Origin of the sequence: Sandaracinobacter sp. (genome assembly GCF_041909755.1) — a bacterium.
GTDB lineage: Bacteria > Pseudomonadota > Alphaproteobacteria > Sphingomonadales > Sphingomonadaceae > Sandaracinobacteroides.
The window spans coordinates 1-17,041 of the sequence record NZ_JAYRCW010000011.1 but is presented as its reverse complement, the minus strand read 5'-3'; the positions used below and the strand labels follow the sequence as shown (position 1 = coordinate 17,041).

The window sequence follows — 17,041 nt, the reverse complement described above, 5'->3', positions numbered from 1 at the left end:
GTGGCGGCGCGCAACCCGCTATGAAAAGAGGCCGTGGAGCCGGGCGGGCGGCTTCCGCACAGTGCGCGCGGGGAGAGAGACGCATGGAACCGACGACGCTGGAGCTTCGGCAGGACGGGCCGATCCTGTGGGTGGTGCTGCACCGGCCCGAGGCGATGAACGCCTATACCGCGACGATGGGGGCGGAGATCGCCGCCGCCTTCCACCGGGCCGACCGGGACGATTCGATCCGGGTGGTGGTGCTGACGGCGAAGGGCCGGGTGTTCTGCGCAGGCGCCGACGTGTCGGCAGGCGCTGGCGCCTTCGACACCGAAAGCGGGGCGGGGGCGAAGAATTTCGGCGGCGGCAGGCATGGCGAGGACGGCGATTTCGTGGCGGCGATGATGGAGTGTCGCAAACCTTCGATCGTGGCGTTCAACGGCGCGGCGGCAGGCGTGGGGCTGACGCTGACGCTGCCGTGCGACATCCGCATCGCGGTGGATAGCGCGAAGTTCGGCTGCGTGTTCACGCGGCGCGGGCTGGTGCCGGAGGCCGGCTCTGCCTGGTTCCTGCCGCGCATCGTGGGGCTGCCGACGGCGCTGCGCTGGTGCCTGACGGGCGCGATGGTGCCCGCCGCCGAGGCGCTGGCGGCCGGGCTGGTGAGCGAGCTGTGCCCGGCGGAGGCGCTGGAGGCGCGGGCGCGCGCGCTGGCCATGGAGATCGCGGAGAACACCGCGCCGGTCGCCGTGGCGCTGACGCGGCGGCTGCTGTGGCGGCATTCGGCGGAGGACAGCCCGAAAGGGGCGCTGGCGGTGGATGCGCGGCTGAACATCGCACTGGGCAAGGGCGCGGACGTGCATGAGGGGGTTTCGGCCTTCCTGCAGAAGCGGCCGCCTGCGTTTCCGGGCAAGGTTTCGACGGACCTGCCGCAGCCCGACCTGTGGGCCGAACGGCTGCTGAGGTGACGGCTTGCCCCGTGGAAGCGGGAGGGCCATAGGCTTCGCCCCATGCATGACCTGAAGGCCCTTCGCGCGGACCCTGCCGCATTCGACACCGCCATGGCGAGACGCGGCGTTTCCGGCGCGTCTGCCCCGATCCTGGCGGCGGATGCCGCGCTGCGCGCCGTGCAGACGGCGCTGCAGACGGCGCTGGCCCGGCGGAACGAGGCCTCCAAGGCGATCGGCGCGGCCAAGGCGCAGAAGGACGAGGAGCGGGCCAATGCGCTGATGGCCGAAGTGAGCCTGCTGAAGGCGGAGATCGCGGGCGGCGAGGCCGAGGAGCGCGAGCGGGCGGCTGCCGTGGAGGCGCTTGTCGCCGCCATTCCGAACGCACCGGCCGACGACGTGCCCGACGGTGTGGACGAGCATGGCAATGTGGAAGTGAAGCGCTGGGGCAGCCCCCGCAATGGCGGCGCGGAGCATGACGCGCTGGCCGAAAGGCTGGGCTGGAACCCGGATGCCGCTGCCCGGCTGGCGGGCGCACGCTTCATGGTGCTGGGCGGGCAGCTGGCGCGGCTGCACCGGGCGCTGGGGCAGTTCATGCTGGACCGGCAGATCGCAGCCGGCTGGCGCGAAACGGTGGTGCCGCTGCTGGTGCGCGACGAGGCGGCGTTCGGCACGGGGCAGCTGCCCAAGTTCCGCGAGGACCTGTTCCAGACGACGGACGGCCGCTGGCTGATCCCGACGGCCGAGGTTTCGCTGACCAACCTGGTGCGCGAGCAGATCCTGGATGCCGAAGACCTGCCGCTGCGGCTGACGGCGCTGACGCCCTGCTTCCGCAGCGAGGCGGGCGCGGCCGGCAAGGACACGCGCGGGCTGATCCGCCAGCACCAGTTCGAGAAGGTGGAGCTGGTGACGATCTGCCTGCCGGAGGTCTCCGACGCGGAGCATGAGCGGATGACGCTGGCGGCGGAAGCCATCCTGGAGGCGCTGGAGCTGCCCTATCGGCGCATGCTGCTGTGCGCGGGCGACATGGGCTTTTCCGCGCGCAAGACCTTCGACCTGGAAGTGTGGCTGCCGGGCGCGGGCGCCTGGCGGGAAATCAGCTCGGTTTCCAACTGCGGGGATTTCCAGGCCCGGCGGATGGACGCGCGCTGGAAGTTCCGGGGCGACAAGGGCACCAGTTTTGTCCACACGCTGAACGGATCCGGCCTTGCCGTGGGGCGCACGCTGGTGGCCGTGCTGGAGAATTGGCAGAACGCCGACGGCAGCGTCACCGTGCCGACATTGTTGCGGCCCTACATGGGCGGCCTTGAAACGCTGACACCGGAGAGCTGACCTTGCGCATCCTGCTGACCAACGACGACGGCATCCACGCGCCCGGCTTCGCCGCGCTGGAACGGATCGCGCGCCAGATTTCCGACGATCTGTGGTTCGTCGCCCCGGCGGAGGAACAATCGGGCGCGGGCCATTCGCTGACCCTGACGCGGCCGATCCGGGTGCGGCAGCTGGGCGACCGGCGCTTTGCCGTGGCAGGCACGCCCACCGACAGCGTGATGATGGCGCTGGGACACCTGATGGAGGGGCAGAAGCCCGACCTGATCCTCTCAGGCGTGAACCGGGGGCCGAACCTGGCCGAGGACCTGACCTATTCCGGCACCGTTTCCGCCGCGATGGAAGGCACGCTGGCAGGCATCCGCTCCATCGCGCTGTCGCAGGCGATGGCGGACTACAGCTTCGGCAAGGAAAGCTTTTCCGCCGCCGAGGCGAGCGCGCCGGACATCATCCGCAAGGTGGCCGAGGCCGACTGGGGCGACGGCGTGCTGGTGAACATCAACTTCCCGCCGATGCCGCTGGCGCGCGGCGTGCGGGTGACGGAACAGGGCTTCCGCGATTACGGCCACATCCGCATCGACGCCCGCATCGATCCGCGCGGCTTCCCCTATTACTGGTTCGGCTATGGCCGGGAGGTGGAAACGCCCGCCCACCGCAGCGACCTGGAAGCGATCCGCGACGGCTATGTTTCGGTGACGCCGCTGCACCTGGACCTGACCCACCGGCAAACGATGGCGGCGCTTCAGGCGAAGCTGGAAGGCTGAGCCGGGACGGACCGGCCGGAACCGCGGGGGGCCGGAATTGAAAAGGGGCGGCAACGCCCCCGCGCTGCCGCCCCTTTCGTGACGATCCCGATCATCAACCCCTGTTAGGTGACGAACCTGTCTCGTGCCGGCTGCTTGCCCCCGCCGGCGCGGCCAACCATGCACACCGCATGCCAAGTCTGAAACATTTATAAAATCATTTGAATTCAATTGATTGATTGGATCGCGTCCCGAGGCCGGATTGCAAAGCTGTAAAGTTCTCCGACTCTTTTGCCGCAAAGCAGCACGAAACGGACGGGATTCCCCCCTGCGCCCCGATCCTCTAAGGCATCGGCGTGCGTCGCTTTCTGCCCCTTCTTCCGGTCGTGCTGATTTCGGCCTGCGCGTCGCCGCAGCCGAAGCCGCCGGCCGGCGCCAGCCGCATCACCGCGCAGAAGCCCCCCGCCCCGCAGGCGCCGCGCTGGCAGGCCGTGCCGGCGAAGGCCGACGGCGTCGCCGTGCCCGGCGGCCGGCGGCATATCGTGAAAAAAGGGGAAACCGGCCTCTCCATCGCCCGCGCCTATGGCGTGCCGTGGAGCCGGATCACCGCCGCGAACGGCCTTGACCGGGATTCCGTGCTGCAGGCGGGGCAGGCGCTGTTCATCCCCGCCGCCCAACAGCAGCAGGCCGGCCGCCCGGCGTCGCGCCCCGGCCGATCCGCGCAGGGTGGTGGCGCCCAATCCGGAAACGGCGGCTTTGCGCTGGACGTGGACGACGCCATCACCGGATCGACCCCGGCGGGCGACGCCCCCGCCCGCCAGCCGGTGCCGCCCACGCAGGCGGCCGCGACCGTGCCGTCGATGGCCTGGCCGGTCGACGGGCGGGTGATCCTGTCCCGCTATGGGCCGAAGCCGGGCGGCCGCTTCAACGACGGGCTGAACATCAAGGCCGTTCGCGGCGCGCCGGTGCGCGCGGCCGCCGACGGCGAGGTGCTGTATGTGGGCGACGCCATTTCCGGCTTCGGGCTGATGATCCTGATCCGCCACTCCGGCGGCACCGTCACCGCCTATGGCCATCTAGAGGATGCGCTGGTCGATCGCGGGCAGAAGGTGCAGCGCGGCCAGCCCATTGCCCGCGCCGGCAGCAGTGGTGCTGCGACCGAGCCGCAGCTCCACTTCCAGATCCGCCAGGGCCGCCGCACCCTGGATCCGGCGCTGTATCTGCCGCGCTGAGGGCTTCAGCGGCCGGGGCAGCTGGCCTCGGTGTTGACGGTGAAGCTGGAGGTGGAGGCGTTGTTTGGCGTCGCCAGCGTGAGCTCGACGCGGGCCGGGGTTGCGGCGCGCGTTGTCAGACGGATCAGCCGGCAGTTGTGCGGGAAGCAATCCTGCGTGTTGGGGTTCTGCGCGGCCGGAACATTGGCGGCGGTGGAGCGCAGGTGGGTGATGGTGACGGCGGCCGACGAGGGGGCCGTGAGGGTGACATCCTGCCAGCCCGTGTTGGCGCCCCGGATGGCGATCACATTGTCGATCGAGGGGTTGGTGGTGCACTGCATGGTGGGTCGCTGCTGGCCGCTGATCGCGCGCACGGGGCCGATCGGCAGGCTGGCATAGCAGTCGCGCCTCGGCTCCCGGTCTTCCACGCGGGCGGGGCCCGGCTGGCGGCAGCGGGTGACGGGGCCGACGGTTTCGGTGGTGAAGCCGCGCGGGCAGGTGAAGCCGCGCGGGGTGAGCTGGGCGGGGATCACATTGTCGGGCCCGCGCACTTCCACCCGGGCCGTCGCCGGCAGGGCCGCGCAATGGCTGTTCTGCGCCGCAAGCGGGGCCGCGAGAGTGGCGAGAAGGGCCGCGAGGATGGCTTTGCGCATGTCGTGATTCTCCCGTTGCTCGTTCGCCTGTTCCATGGCCCGTCAGCGGGCGCTTTCCAAGTGCGGGCTGGCGCTGTAGGCGATTTCACATGTCCGACACGATTGAACCGACAGCGCCCCTGCCCGGGGACGATATCGCCCCCGTGAACCTCGTGGAGGAGATGCGCGCCTCCTACCTCGACTATGCGATGTCGGTGATCGTGGCGCGGGCGCTGCCCGATGTGCGCGACGGGCTGAAGCCGGTGCACCGGCGCATCCTGTTCGGCAGCCACGAGAACGGGTTCGGATCAGGAAAGCCGTTCCGCAAGTCCGCGCGGATCGTCGGCGACGTGATGGGTAAATATCACCCGCACGGCGACAGCGCGATCTATGACGCGCTGGCGCGGATGGCGCAGGACTGGTCGATGCGGCTGACGCTGATCGACGGCCAGGGCAACTTCGGATCGATGGATCCGGATCCGCCGGCGGCCATGCGCTATACCGAGGCGCGGCTGTCGAAGGCGGCGGAAACGCTGCTGGACGATCTGGACAAGGACACCGTCGACTTCGTGCCCAACTATGACGGGCAGGAGCAGGAGCCGAGCGTGCTGCCGGCGCGCTTCCCCAACCTGCTGGTGAACGGCGCGGGCGGGATCGCGGTGGGCATGGCGACCAACATCGCCCCGCACAACCTGGGCGAGGTGGTGAACGGCTGTCTGGCCTATCTGGACGACCGGGCGATCACCGCCGAGGCGCTGATGGAGCATGTGCCCGCGCCCGATTTCCCGACCGGCGGGCTGATCCTGCGCACCGGCGGTATCGCATCCGCGATGACGACGGGGCGCGGCTCCATCCTGATGCGCAGCCGCCATGTGATCGAGGACCGGCGCGGAACCGGCCAGCAGATCGTGCTGACCGAAATCCCCTATCAGGTGGGGAAGGCGGGGCTGGTCGAGAAGATCGCGGAAGCGGTGAAGGACAAGCGCATCGAGGGCGTGTCCGACCTGCGCGACGAGAGCAACCGCGAGGGCGTGCGCATCGTGCTGGAGCTGAAGCGCGACGCGGTGGCCGATGTGGTGCTGAACCAGCTGTGGCGATACACGCCCGCGCAATCCAGCTTCCCGGCGAACATGCTGGCCCTGCGCGGCGGGCGGCCCGAACAGCTGAACCTGCGCGACGTGATCGAGGCCTTCATCGGCTTCCGCGAAGAGGTGATCGGGCGGCGTTCTCGCTTCCTGTTGCAGAAGGCGCGGGACCGGGCGCACCTGTTGCTGGGCCTTGTGATCGCGGTGTCGAACCTGGACGAGGTTGTCGCCATCATCCGCGGCAGCGCATCGCCGGCAGACGCGCGCGAGGCGCTGATGTCGCGGGAATGGCCCGTGGCCGAAATCGCGCCCTATCTGAAGCTGGTGGACGATGCCGAGCTGGAGATGGACGGCGAGGACCTGACGGCCGCCACCTATCGCCTGTCGGATGCGCAGGTGCGCGCCATCCTGGACCTGCGCCTGCACCGGCTGACGGCGCTGGGCCGCGACGAGATCGGCGACGAGCTGAAGGAACTGGCCGCCACCATCGCGGATCTGCTGGACATCCTGTCCAGCCGGGCGCGGCTGGAGCAGGTGATGCGCGACGAGCTGACGGCCGTGCGCGACCAGTTCGCCACGCCGCGCCGGTCCGATGTGGTGCAGGCCGATGACGTGGACGACGAGGACCTGATCGCCCGCGAGGACATGGTGGTGACGGTCACCCACTCGGGCTGGATCAAGCGCGTTTCGCTGGACAGCTATCGGGCGCAGAAGCGCGGCGGCAAGGGCCGCACCGGCATGGCGACCAAGGAAGAGGATGTCATCACCGAGATGTTCGTGGCGATGACCCACGCGCCGGTGCTGTTCTTCTCTACCTTCGGCAAGGTTTACCGCATGAAGGTGTGGAAGCTGCCCGAAGGCACGCCGCAATCCAAGGGGCGGGCGATGGCGAACCTGCTGCCGCTGGAGCCGGGCGAGAGCATCGCCACCGTGCTGCCGCTGCCGGAGGACGAGGCGGAGTGGAGCCAGCTGCATGTGATGTTCGCGACCGCGAAGGGCTATGTGCGGCGGAACAGCATGGATGCCTTCGCCAATGTGCCCTCCAACGGAAAGCTGGCGATCCGGTTCGAGGACGGCAGCGACGACCGGCTGATCGGCGTGGCGCTGTGCCATGAATCGCAGGATATCCTGCTGGCGGCGCGGTCGGGCAAGGCGATCCGCTTTGAAGTGACCGCCGTGCGCGAGTTCCAGAGCCGCACCTCGACCGGTGTGCGCGGCATGGACCTGGAGAGCGGCGACGAGGTGATCTCGCTGTCGGTGCTGCGGCGCGGCGGCAACAGCTCGGAAGTGCGCGAGCAATATCTGAAGTCGGCGGCGTGGAAATCCGATCCGGCGCCGCTGGACGGGCTTTCCGAAGAGCATTTTGCGCAGATGGCGGAGAATGAGCAGTTCATCCTGACCATCACCGCAAACGGCTATGGCAAGCGCAGTTCGGCGTATGAATATCGCCGCACCAACCGGGGCGGGAAGGGCATCGTGAACATCGACACCTCCGAGCGGAACGGGCTGGTGGTGGCGAGCTTCCCGGTGGAGCCGACCGAGCAGCTGATGCTGGTGACGGACCAGGGCAAGCTGATCCGCACCGTGGTGAACACGATCCGCATCGCCGGGCGCGCCACGCAGGGCGTGACGCTGTTCAAGGTGGCCGACGACGAGCATGTCGTTTCGGCCGCGCGCATCCGCGAGAGCGACGAGGACGGCGAGGAAGAGGTTTCTGAAGCGCCGGAGGGTGAGGCCGCGCCCGAATGACGCTGGTGCTGGGCATCGAATCCAGCTGCGACGAAACCGCCGTGGCGCTGGTGACGGCGGACGGCCGGGTGCTTGCCGAACGCATCGCCAGCCAGGAGGCCGAGCATCGGCCGTTCGGCGGCGTGGTGCCGGAACTGGCGGCGCGGGCGCACGCCGAACGGGTGGGGCCGATGGTGGAAGCCGTGCTGGCGGACGCAGGCGTGGCGCTGGCCGATGTGGACGCCGTGGCGGCGACCGCCGGGCCGGGGCTGGTGGGCGGCGTGATGGTGGGGCTCGTCACGGGCAAGGCGCTGGCCTTTGCGGCGGGGAAGCCCCTGTGGGGGGTGAATCATCTGGAGGGGCATGCGCTGTCCCCCCGGCTGGTCGCGCCCGAGTTGCAATTCCCTTACCTGCTGTTGCTGGTATCCGGCGGGCATTGCCAGCTGATCGCGGTGGAGGGCGTGGGGGCTTACCGGCGGCTGGCGACGACCATCGACGATGCTGCCGGAGAGGCGTTCGACAAGGTGGCGAAGATGCTGGGGCTGGGCTTTCCGGGCGGCCCGGCGGTGGAAAATGCGGCACGGCAGGGCGACCCGAAATCGGTTCCCCTGCCCCGCCCGCTGGTGGGATCAGGCGAGCCGCATTTCAGCTTCGCCGGGCTGAAGACGGCGGTGCTGCGGGCGGTGGAAAGCGGGCGTCATGCCGTGCCCGATATCGCCGCGAGCTTTCAGGCGGCCGTCACCGATTGCCTTTCCGACCGCACCGCCCGCGCGGTGCGGGCGATGCCGGAGGCGACAGCGCTGGTGGTGGCGGGCGGCGGCGGCGCGGACGGCGCCGGGCGCGCCGCGCTGGAAGCCGTTGCGTCTGCCCACGGCCTGCCCTTCATCGCCCCGCCGCTGAAGCTGTGCACCGACAATGCCGCGATGATCGCCTGGGCGGCGCAGGAACGGATTGCCGCCGGCTTTGCGCCCGAGGCCGACCCGCAGGCCCGCCCGCGCTGGCCGCTGGACCCGGCGGCCGAACCGGTGCGCGGAGCAGGGGTCAAGGCATGATCGCGGTTATCGGGGCAGGCGCATGGGGCACGGCGCTGGCGAACGCCATGGCGCAGGGGGAGGATGTGCTGATCTGGGCGCGCGAGCCTGATGTGGCGGCTTCGATCAACAATGAACACGCCAATCCGCTGTTCCTGCCCGGCATCCGGCTGAGCGAGCGGGTGCGCGCGACGACGGAGCTGACCGATCTGGCGGGGATCGACCTGTGGCTGGTGGTGCCGCCCGCGCAGTTTCTGGGCCGGGTGCTGGCCTCGGCGCCGCTGGAGGGCAAGCCGACGCTGGTGCTCTGCGCCAAGGGGATCGAGGCGGGGACGCACCGGTTGATGGCGGAGGTGGCGGCCGAGGCTGCGCCGGGTGCGCCCTTGGCGGTGCTCTCTGGCCCCAGCTTCGCGGCTGAGACGGCGCGCGGGCTGCCGACGGCGGTGACGCTGGCGGCGGCGACCGAAGCGCAGGCCGCCGCGCTTGCCGAACGGATCGCGCGGCCGACGTTCCGCCCTTACGCCTCCGACGATATCGTCGGCGCGGAAATCGGCGGGGCGGTGAAGAATGTGCTGGCGATCGCCTGTGGCGTGGTGATCGGCGCGGGGCTTGGCGAAAATGCCCGCGCGGCGATCATCGCGCGCGGCTTTGCCGAAATGACGCGCTTTGGCGTGGCGCGGGGCGGGCGGGCGGAGACGCTGGCGGGGCTGTCCGGCCTTGGCGATCTGGTGCTCACCTGCGGCTCCACGCAATCCCGCAACATGTCGCTGGGGATGGCGCTGGGGCAGGGGCAGACGGCGGAGCAGGCGCTGTCGGGCAAGCTTTCCGTGGCGGAGGGCGCGGCGACCGCGCCGGTGCTGGTGGAGGCGGCGCGGGCTGCCGGGGTGGACATGCCCATCGCCACCGCTGTCGCCGACCTGCTGGCCGGACGGGCGAGCGTGCCCGACGTGGTGCAGCGGCTGCTGAGCCGCCCGCTGAAGACCGAGGGTCTGTAACACCCCCGCCACAAGGGTGTCACCGGCTGGTCACAGCCCCTCGATATAGCGCTCAGGCAATCGCGGACCCACAGGAAGGGTGGATTGCATGGCAGCTGTTGCGCGAAGCGAACAAGGAAGCGGGCCGTTCCCGCGGCTGGCCCACCCCCTGCCGACGCCGCCCTGGCTGGACGCGCCGGACGAGGAGGAACCGCGCCGCCGCCTGAAGTTCCGCACGGTTTTCATTTCCGACACGCATCTGGGCACCTCGGGCTGCAATGCGGAATTGCTGTTCGACTTCCTGCGCGCGATCGAGTGCGAGACGCTGTACCTGGTGGGGGACATCATCGACGGCTGGCGGCTGAAGCGCGGCTGGTTCTGGCCGACGCGGCACAACGACGTGGTGCGCCGGGTGCTGAAGATGGCGAAGAAGGGCACGCGCGTGATCTATGTGCCCGGCAACCATGACGAGGTGCTGCGCGACTTCATCGGCCTGGGCTTCGGCGACATCGAGATCCGGCCCGAGGCCGTGCATGTGACGGCGGATGGCCGCCGCCTGCTGGTGCTGCACGGCGACGAGTTCGACGGCGTGGTGCTGTATCACCGCTGGCTCGCATTTGCGGGCGACAGTGCCTATGTCGCGCTGCTGAAGCTGAATATCGGCTTCAACTGGTGCCGGCGGCAGTTCGGCCTGCCCTATTGGTCGCTTTCGGCGCATCTGAAGAAGCGGGTGAAGAATGCGGTGGAGTTCATCTGCCGCTTCGAGGAAGCGGTTGCCCATGCGGCGCGCGAACGCGGGGCCGATGGCGTGGTGTGCGGGCATATCCATTCCGCCGAGATCCGGCAGTTCGGCGACATCACCTATTACAACGACGGCGACTGGGTGGAGAGCTGCACCGCGCTTGTCGAACATGCCGACGGCCATATGGAGATCCTGGACTGGGCAGAGCGCGTTCGCAGCGAGGCGAATGCGGGCCAGCCGCTGAAGCTGCGCAGGTCGAAGGGCGAACTGGTTCCGGCGGGATGAAGAAGCTGGCGCTGGTCTCGGACGCCTGGGCGCCGCAGGTGAACGGCGTGGTTCGCACGTTGCAGACGACCGCCGAGAAGTTGGGCGAGCGCGGCTGGGATGTGATGGCGATCACGCCCGACAGGTTCCCGTCTTTGCCCTGCCCCACCTATCCGGAAATCCGGCTGGCGCTGATCCGGCCGGGCGCGGTGGGGCGGATGATCGAGGATTCGGGGGCGGGCGCGGTGCATATCGCCACCGAAGGGCCGCTGGGTCTGGCGGCGCGGCGGCATTGCCTGACGCGCGGGCGGCCCTTCACCACCAGCTTCCACACCCGCTTTCCCGATTATCTGCACGCCCGCTTCCGCCTGCCGGTGGGCTTGAGCTGGCGCTATCTGCGCTGGTTCCACGGCCCCGCCCGCGCGGTGCTGGTGGCGACGCCCCGGCTGGCGGCCGAGCTGAACGAACAGGGCATCGGGCAGACACGCCTGTGGTCGCGCGGGGTGGATCTGTCGCGCTTCCGGCCGGGGCTTCCCGCGCCGCAGGCCTATCAGGGCCTGCCCCGCCCGATCCTGCTGAACGTGGGCCGGGTGGCGGTGGAAAAGAATATCGAGGCATTTCTGGCGGCCCCCGCGCCGGGCAGCAAGGTGGTGGTGGGCGACGGCCCGGCGCTTGCCGACCTGAAGGCCCGCTTCCCGGAGGCGCTGTTCCTGGGCGCGCTGTCCGGCGAGGCGCTGGCGCAAGCCTATGCGGGCGCCGACCTGTTCGTCTTTCCCAGCCGCACCGACACCTTCGGGCTGGTGCTGGTGGAGGCGATGGCCGCCGGGCTGCCGGTGGCCGCATACCCGGTGGCCGGGCCGCTGGACGTGGTGGGCGGCAGCGACGCGGGTGCGCTGGACGCGGATCTGCCGGCTGCGATCGCACGGGCGCTGCGGGTGCCGCGCGCGGCCGCCATCGCCCATGCGCAGGGCTTCAGCTGGGATGCCGCCGCCAGCCAGTTCGAGGCGGCGGTGTCGGATTGCCTGGAAGCGACGCAGCGGCCTCGCCGGCGCCTGCTGCGGCGCAATCCCGGAAAAATGGGGCCGGCCGCGAGCTGAGCCCTCGGCCGGCCAGGGTCCAGGAAGGAACTCTGAAGGATTGGCGAGCCGGGGGCCGGCGCAGCGCGCCAGCCCCCGGCTGCAAGGACCGGCTAGAACTTCGCCGTCAGCCCGAACGAGAAGCTGGTGCCGACGTCGTAGCGGTTGTTGTAGATCACGCTGTCCCCCAGGGACTGGCTCTCGCGATATTCGGTGCCCAGGATGTTGCGCACTTCGAACTTCAGCTCCATCGGCAGCGAGCCCATCGCCACTTCCTGCCGCATCACGAAATCCAGCCGCACGCCGGGGCGCTCGACGAGATCGGGAGTGCCGTTCGGGCCGCGCTGCGTGACGCGATCCGATGCATAGGTGAGAAGCAGCGTCTGTTCGGACAGCTTTTCATCCTGCTGCAGGCCTAGTTGCAGGTTGACGATATGATCCGACTGCCCCGTCAGCGGCGCGCCGTCGACGAACAGGTCGGTTGCGGGGGCTTCGGCGCCGCCGCCCTGCACCGGGCGCGTGGTGTCGCCGGCGCTCACCTTCAGCTTGGAATCGGTGAAGGTGTAGTTGGCGCTGACGAACAGCTGGCGATCCGAGAAGAAGCCGGAGGTGCCCAGCCCGAACAGCTTCTGCACTTCGGCTTCGAGCCCGTAGAGTTCCGCCTTCGGCGCGTTGGCGAAGGTGGTGAACAGCGTGCCGCCCTGCTGGAACGAGACGGTTTCGATGGGCTTGTCGATCTGCTTGTAGAAGCCGCCCAGGATCAGCCGCTCGTCGCGGCCGAGATACCATTCCCAGCGGCCTTCGAAGTTCAGCAGTTCGGAATCCACGAGGAAGGGGTTGCCGAAGCTCGACCGGTCGGTGTCGGTGTCGAGATAGGTCTGCGGCGCGAGTTCGCGGAACTGCGGGCGGGCGATCGTCTTGGAGGCGGCGACGCGGGCCTGCATGTCTTCCGCGAAGTTCCACGTCAGCGTGAGCGCCGGCAGCCAGTAGTCGTTGTCGAGCGTGGTGGAGAAGAGGGTGTCGCCGCCGGTGCCGAACAGGTCGACCGGGGTGACGGACTGCTCGGCCGATTCATAGCGGACGCCGGCCGTCAGCCGGAAGCCGTCGAACAGTTCGGCTTCCACCTGCCCATAGGCGGCATGCACGGTGAGGGCCGCTTCATAGGCCGCGACGCCGGCCGCCGCGCCCACTTCCTCCAGATAGATGTCGTAGGCCTGGATGTTGAAGGGCGACAGCAGGTAATCGGGCCGCTGCTGGCTGACACCGTCCGGCAGGGCATCGGGCGAGGTGTAGCGGAAGTCGCGGCGGGTCGAGTTGCGGCTGTTGTCGGTATAGGCATAGCCCGCCGACAGGGTGACGGCGCGCTCGGTCGGCAGGGCATAGCCGACGTCCGCGGCGCCCGCCCACACCGTGTCCTTCAGATCCGAGAAGGAGACGCGCGACGAGGTCTGGGTGCGGAGCGTGTTGATATAGTCGTTGACCGTCGGGTCATAGACATAGCTGTTCACCCGCTCGTAGGGCGATTCCCGCTGCGACTTCGCATAGGTGCCGCGCAGGTTCAGGCTGAGATCGTCGAACTTGAACTCGCTGACGAGCGAGCTGGAGAAGAGCTGCCGTTCGAACCAGCTGGTGTAGCCGCGGTTGACGGGCTGGTCCTGGTTGACGTTGACGAGATCGTAGCCGGCCTGGATGCGGGCTTCCTTCAGCACGTCGCGGATATAGAGGTTGGTGAAGCGGATCCGGTGTTCGCCGAATTCATAGCCGACCCCGAGCATGCCGTTCAGCTGCAGGCGGTTTTCGGTGGAGAGGAAGCGATAGTCTTCCTGCGGATCCAGGAATTCATTGCCGTCGGCGTCGATCGAGATGCCCAGCGTCGTCTGCTGCACGCCGCCCTTCGTCTGCCAGTTGTTCGACCAGTTGATCGAGCCGATGACGCCAAGCCGGTCCTCGCCGATGTCCCAGGCGGTGCCGCCGGTGAAGCCCAGCGACATGTTGACCGGGATGGTGTCGTTCGACTGGATGAGGTTGGTTTCAGCGTTGTTCAGGCTGGTGGTGATCCTCTTCAGCTCGTCCAGCGTGAAGTTGGCGAGGCTGAGCGGCCGGCCGGAGTTCAGCGCCGCATTCAGCTCGACCGGGATGGAGCGGGTGCCGCCGTCGAAGCTGGTCCAGTCGGAGCGGGAGCCGCGATAGGTGTAGCCCAGTTGGCCGGTGGTGACGGTGTCGCCGGAGATCGAGCCCGACACGTTGAAGAAGGGCTCGTCGGGAACGGCGCGGGTGGTGAGGTTGATGACGCCGCCGCCGAATTCGCCGGGGTAGTTCGCCGAATAGCTCTTCTGAACCAGCGTGGAGGCGAGCAGGTCCGTCGGGAAGATATCCAGCGGAACGACGCGCTTCAGCGGTTCCGGGGAGGGGATGGGCAGGCCGTTCAGCAACGCCAGCGAATAGCGTTCGCCAAGGCCGCGCACATAGACATATTTGCCGCCGACGACCGACAGGCCGGTCACGCGCTTCAGCGCGCCGGCGATGTCGCCTTCGCCCGTGCGGGCGAGATCGGCTGCCGACAGCACCGAGACGACCGACGGGGTCGCGCGGATGGTGTTCGGGATATGGCGGCCGATGACGACGATATCCTCGCCGTCGAGCCCGCCGGCGCCCGGCGCGGACACGTCCACATCCTCGGCCGCCTGGCCTTCCGCCGGCACCGGGGGTTCGGCCGGCACGGGTTGCGCCTGCGCGAGAAGCGGCGCGGCCGCGAGGGCGGTTCCGATCGCCGTGGTGGCAAGAAGAAGCCGGGCCAGGTTGGACATGGTCATCAGATACTTTCCCGATTGGGTCCGGGCCGGGCGCGGCGGATGCCGCCCCCGGCCCGGCAAGTCGTGCTTACTGGATCGGCAGCGGGGCGACGGTGCAGGCGGCGGTGCTGCCGCCCAGGCCGCAGGCCCAGCCGTTGAACCAGGTGTCGGTCGCGCTGCTGAAGGCGCCGACGTAGCTGGTGTTCGCGAACAGGCTGTTGAGGCCCGAAGCCGCGAAGGGCACCACCGCCAGTTCGTTCGCGCCGGGGAAGAAGGTGCCCGTCAGCGTGGACGTGCCGGTGAGGACGTTGCCCCGGCCGGTTTCGTTCAGGATGTCCGTGACCTGCTGGGTGGTGATCCCGCCCGAACCGTTGGCGGCGCCGCCGGTGCAGGACATGAACACCGAGCGGAAGTTCGGCGGGCCGGCCTTCTTCGCGGTGGGGTCGGACGGCGCGTTGTCGGTGCTGATGGTGAAGGCGTCGGCGAACTGCACGCAGGCGCCAGCGTCCTTCTGGATGATCGAGTTCACCACATCGAAATCCGTGCCGCCGCGGAACAGCAGCCCGTTCGGGGCGCGGCGGCCGATGAAGGTGAAGTTCGACAGCATCGGGCGCGACCGCGGGGTGCGCGTGTCGTTGCCGGAGGTTTCCGCCTCGATCATGCGGTCCCCACCGGTCGAGCGCTGGAGCACCAGGCCGAACTGCGCGGCGCCGCGATAGCCGAGATCGGTATCGAGGCTGTCGTCGTCGGCGCCGGTGATGGCGATGTAGCGGTGGTTCACCCGGCCGCCGAACCATTCGATGCCGTCGTCCGAGCTGTTGTGGACCTGGATGTTCTCGGCGAAGGTGCCCGAGCCGACGCCGGCGAAGGTGATGCCGTTGAGCTCGTTGCCGGCCGAAACCTCGAAGCCGGGGAAGCGGACCTGCACATAGCGCAGGCGGCCCGAATTGTCGGTCGGCGTGGCGCCGCCATAGAGGCCGTCGGCGCCTTCCACCCGGCTTTCGCAGCTGACGGACCCGCCGGTGATGCCGGACCCGATGCAGGTGTGGATCGGCGCGCGGCCGAGGATGACGAGGCCGCCCCACTGGCCGATCGAGTTGTCGCCCGCCGTGCCTTCCATGTTGGTGCGGCTGGTGAAGATGATCGGGCGGGTGGCGGTGCCCTCGGCGAAGATCTGCGACCCGCGCTCGATCAGCAGGAAGTCTGCGCCGGAGGCGCCGAAGACCACGACGCCCGGCTCGATGGTGAGGATGCCCTGCGCGCCGCCGGCCTTGTTGCCGTCGCCGCCGACGTCACGGCCGATGCGCACACCGCCCGACAGCGAATAGACGAGGTTCGGGGTGTTGCGCAGCAGCAGGTTGCCCGTGATCACGCCCGAGAGCTGGCAGACCCGCACGGACTGGCCGCCGAAGGTGGCGGTGCCGACATTGGCGGTGCCGGTGGGGCAGTCAGCCGGAGTGGGCGTCGGGGTGGGCGTGGGCGTCGGGGTGGGCGTCGGCGTCGGCGTGGGGGTGGGCGCCGGCGGGAAGACGATCACGCCGTCGCCGGGGGAGGCCACATCCGTGGCACCAGAGCAGGCGGCAAGCGCCACGGCCGACCCGAGCAGAAGCAGGGCGCGAAGTTGTGACATGAAAATCCCCTTTGCGGATTGCGAATTCCGACTGCGACGCCGCCCGGCTGGCGGCTCGCGGACGGCGCCCCTCTAGACGGGGGTCGTTGCAGTCCGGTTTCGGGACGGTTGCATCTGTCTTGCAGAAATGTTGCGGAACAAAGTCAAAGAGGGGCGAGCGGCGCTGCCAGTTCCGCAAGCAACGCCTCGTCGGTGCCGTGGGAGACGCCTTCGCGCCCGATCTCGATCAGCACCGGCACGGCGAGCGGGCTGACCCGATCGAGGTGGCGCACCAGCAGCTGCGACTCGGCGCGGTCGATCAGCCGCTTCAGGCGGTCGAGATCGGTGAGGCGCGCGCTCGCCTCCGTCCAGGCGGCATCCAGCAGCAGATGGCCGGGCTCGTGCCGTTGCAGCACGTCGTAGATGAGGTCCGTCGAGACCGTCATCGCCCGCCCGCTCTTGCGGCGGCCCGGCTGCTGCCGTTCCACCAGGCCCGAGACGATGGCGACATCGCGGAACGCCCGGCGCAGGAAGGGGGTGGCCGCGATCCAGTCGCGCAGTTCCTCTGCGATGATGTCGCCCGACAGCAGGTCGGCCGGATCCTCGATCCGTTCCAGGCCCCACAGGCCCAGCACATAGTCGGTCGCCACGAAGCCCAGCGGCTTCAGCCCGCGCCGTTCCATCCGCTGGGTCAGCAGCATCCCCAGCGACTGGTGCGCGTTGCGGCCTTCGAAGCCGTAGAGGATCAGATAGTCATGCCCGTCGCGCGGGAAGGTTTCGGCCAGCAGCCGATCTGCCGGGGGCAGGATGGAGCGCTCCTGCTGCAGCGCCAGCCAGTCCTGCACGTCGGCGGGCATGCGGTGCCATTCCGCCGGGTCCGCCAGCATGGCGCGCACCCGGCA

12 protein-coding genes and 1 pseudogene are annotated in these 17,041 nt (G+C 69.3%); 9 read left to right on the top strand and 4 right to left on the bottom strand.

The window, feature by feature from the left end; translation table 11 throughout:
* Positions 1-83: 83 nt before the first annotated feature.
* The 4 genes from ACE3O8_RS03020 (at position 84) to ACE3O8_RS03005 (ending at position 4,227) form a co-directional block, all read left to right on the top strand.
* Positions 84-944, top strand: coding sequence for an enoyl-CoA hydratase-related protein (locus ACE3O8_RS03020; protein ID WP_374386634.1), 861 nt, complete (start codon positions 84-86; stop codon positions 942-944).
* A 42-nt stretch (positions 945-986) separates the two neighbouring features.
* On the top strand, positions 987-2,255 hold the full coding sequence (gene serS, locus ACE3O8_RS03015) for a serine--tRNA ligase (protein WP_374386632.1): 1,269 nt from the start codon (positions 987-989) through the stop codon (positions 2,253-2,255).
* 2 nt (positions 2,256-2,257) lie between these two features.
* Entirely contained in the window at positions 2,258-3,016 is a 759-nt protein-coding gene (gene surE / locus ACE3O8_RS03010; RefSeq protein ID WP_374386630.1) for a 5'/3'-nucleotidase SurE, read from the top strand.
* Positions 3,017-3,351: 335 nt separating this feature from the next.
* Positions 3,352-4,227, top strand: coding sequence for a peptidoglycan DD-metalloendopeptidase family protein (locus ACE3O8_RS03005; protein WP_374386628.1), 876 nt, complete (start codon positions 3,352-3,354; stop codon positions 4,225-4,227).
* 5 nt (positions 4,228-4,232) lie between these two features.
* On the opposite strand, the gene ACE3O8_RS03000 is transcribed toward ACE3O8_RS03005, so the two are convergent.
* Positions 4,233-4,859, bottom strand: a complete 627-nt coding sequence (locus ACE3O8_RS03000; RefSeq protein WP_374386626.1) for a hypothetical protein — start codon at positions 4,857-4,859, stop codon at positions 4,233-4,235.
* An 89-nt stretch (positions 4,860-4,948) separates the two neighbouring features.
* On the opposite strand from ACE3O8_RS03000, the gene gyrA reads away from it, so the two are divergent.
* From gyrA to ACE3O8_RS02975, 5 genes are all read left to right on the top strand, one after another.
* Complete coding sequence (gene gyrA, locus ACE3O8_RS02995) at positions 4,949-7,672, top strand: DNA gyrase subunit A (protein ID WP_374386624.1); 2,724 nt, start codon at positions 4,949-4,951, stop codon at positions 7,670-7,672.
* Positions 7,669-8,703, top strand: coding sequence for a tRNA (adenosine(37)-N6)-threonylcarbamoyltransferase complex transferase subunit TsaD (gene tsaD, locus ACE3O8_RS02990; RefSeq protein WP_374386622.1), 1,035 nt, complete (start codon positions 7,669-7,671; stop codon positions 8,701-8,703). Before gyrA ends, tsaD begins: the two co-directional genes overlap by 4 nt.
* Positions 8,700-9,677 carry an NAD(P)H-dependent glycerol-3-phosphate dehydrogenase gene (locus ACE3O8_RS02985; protein ID WP_374386620.1) on the top strand — a complete coding sequence of 326 codons (978 nt, stop codon included), beginning with the start codon at positions 8,700-8,702 and terminating at the stop codon, positions 9,675-9,677. Before tsaD ends, ACE3O8_RS02985 begins: the two co-directional genes overlap by 4 nt.
* Positions 9,678-9,765: 88 nt before the next feature.
* Positions 9,766-10,683, top strand: coding sequence for a UDP-2,3-diacylglucosamine diphosphatase (locus ACE3O8_RS02980; RefSeq protein WP_374386618.1), 918 nt, complete (start codon positions 9,766-9,768; stop codon positions 10,681-10,683).
* Positions 10,680-11,759 carry a glycosyltransferase family 4 protein gene (locus ACE3O8_RS02975; RefSeq protein WP_374386616.1) on the top strand — a complete coding sequence of 360 codons (1,080 nt, stop codon included), beginning with the start codon at positions 10,680-10,682 and terminating at the stop codon, positions 11,757-11,759. The genes ACE3O8_RS02980 and ACE3O8_RS02975 overlap by 4 nt, the downstream gene beginning before the upstream one ends.
* Positions 11,760-11,851: 92 nt before the next feature.
* Here the strand turns inward: ACE3O8_RS02975 and ACE3O8_RS02970 are convergent, their stop codons facing one another.
* The 3 genes and pseudogenes from ACE3O8_RS02970 to ACE3O8_RS02960 form a co-directional block, all read right to left on the bottom strand.
* Complete coding sequence (locus tag ACE3O8_RS02970; RefSeq protein WP_374386614.1) at positions 11,852-14,551, bottom strand: TonB-dependent receptor domain-containing protein; 2,700 nt, start codon at positions 14,549-14,551, stop codon at positions 11,852-11,854.
* A gap of 67 nt (positions 14,552-14,618) precedes the next feature.
* Positions 14,619-16,160 (bottom strand): hypothetical protein, encoded by a 1,542-nt coding sequence (locus ACE3O8_RS02965; protein ID WP_374386612.1) that lies wholly within the window; start codon positions 16,158-16,160, stop codon positions 14,619-14,621.
* 143 nt (positions 16,161-16,303) lie between these two features.
* A pseudogene (locus tag ACE3O8_RS02960) lies at positions 16,304-17,041 on the bottom strand (DNA ligase-associated DEXH box helicase); the annotation flags it as partial.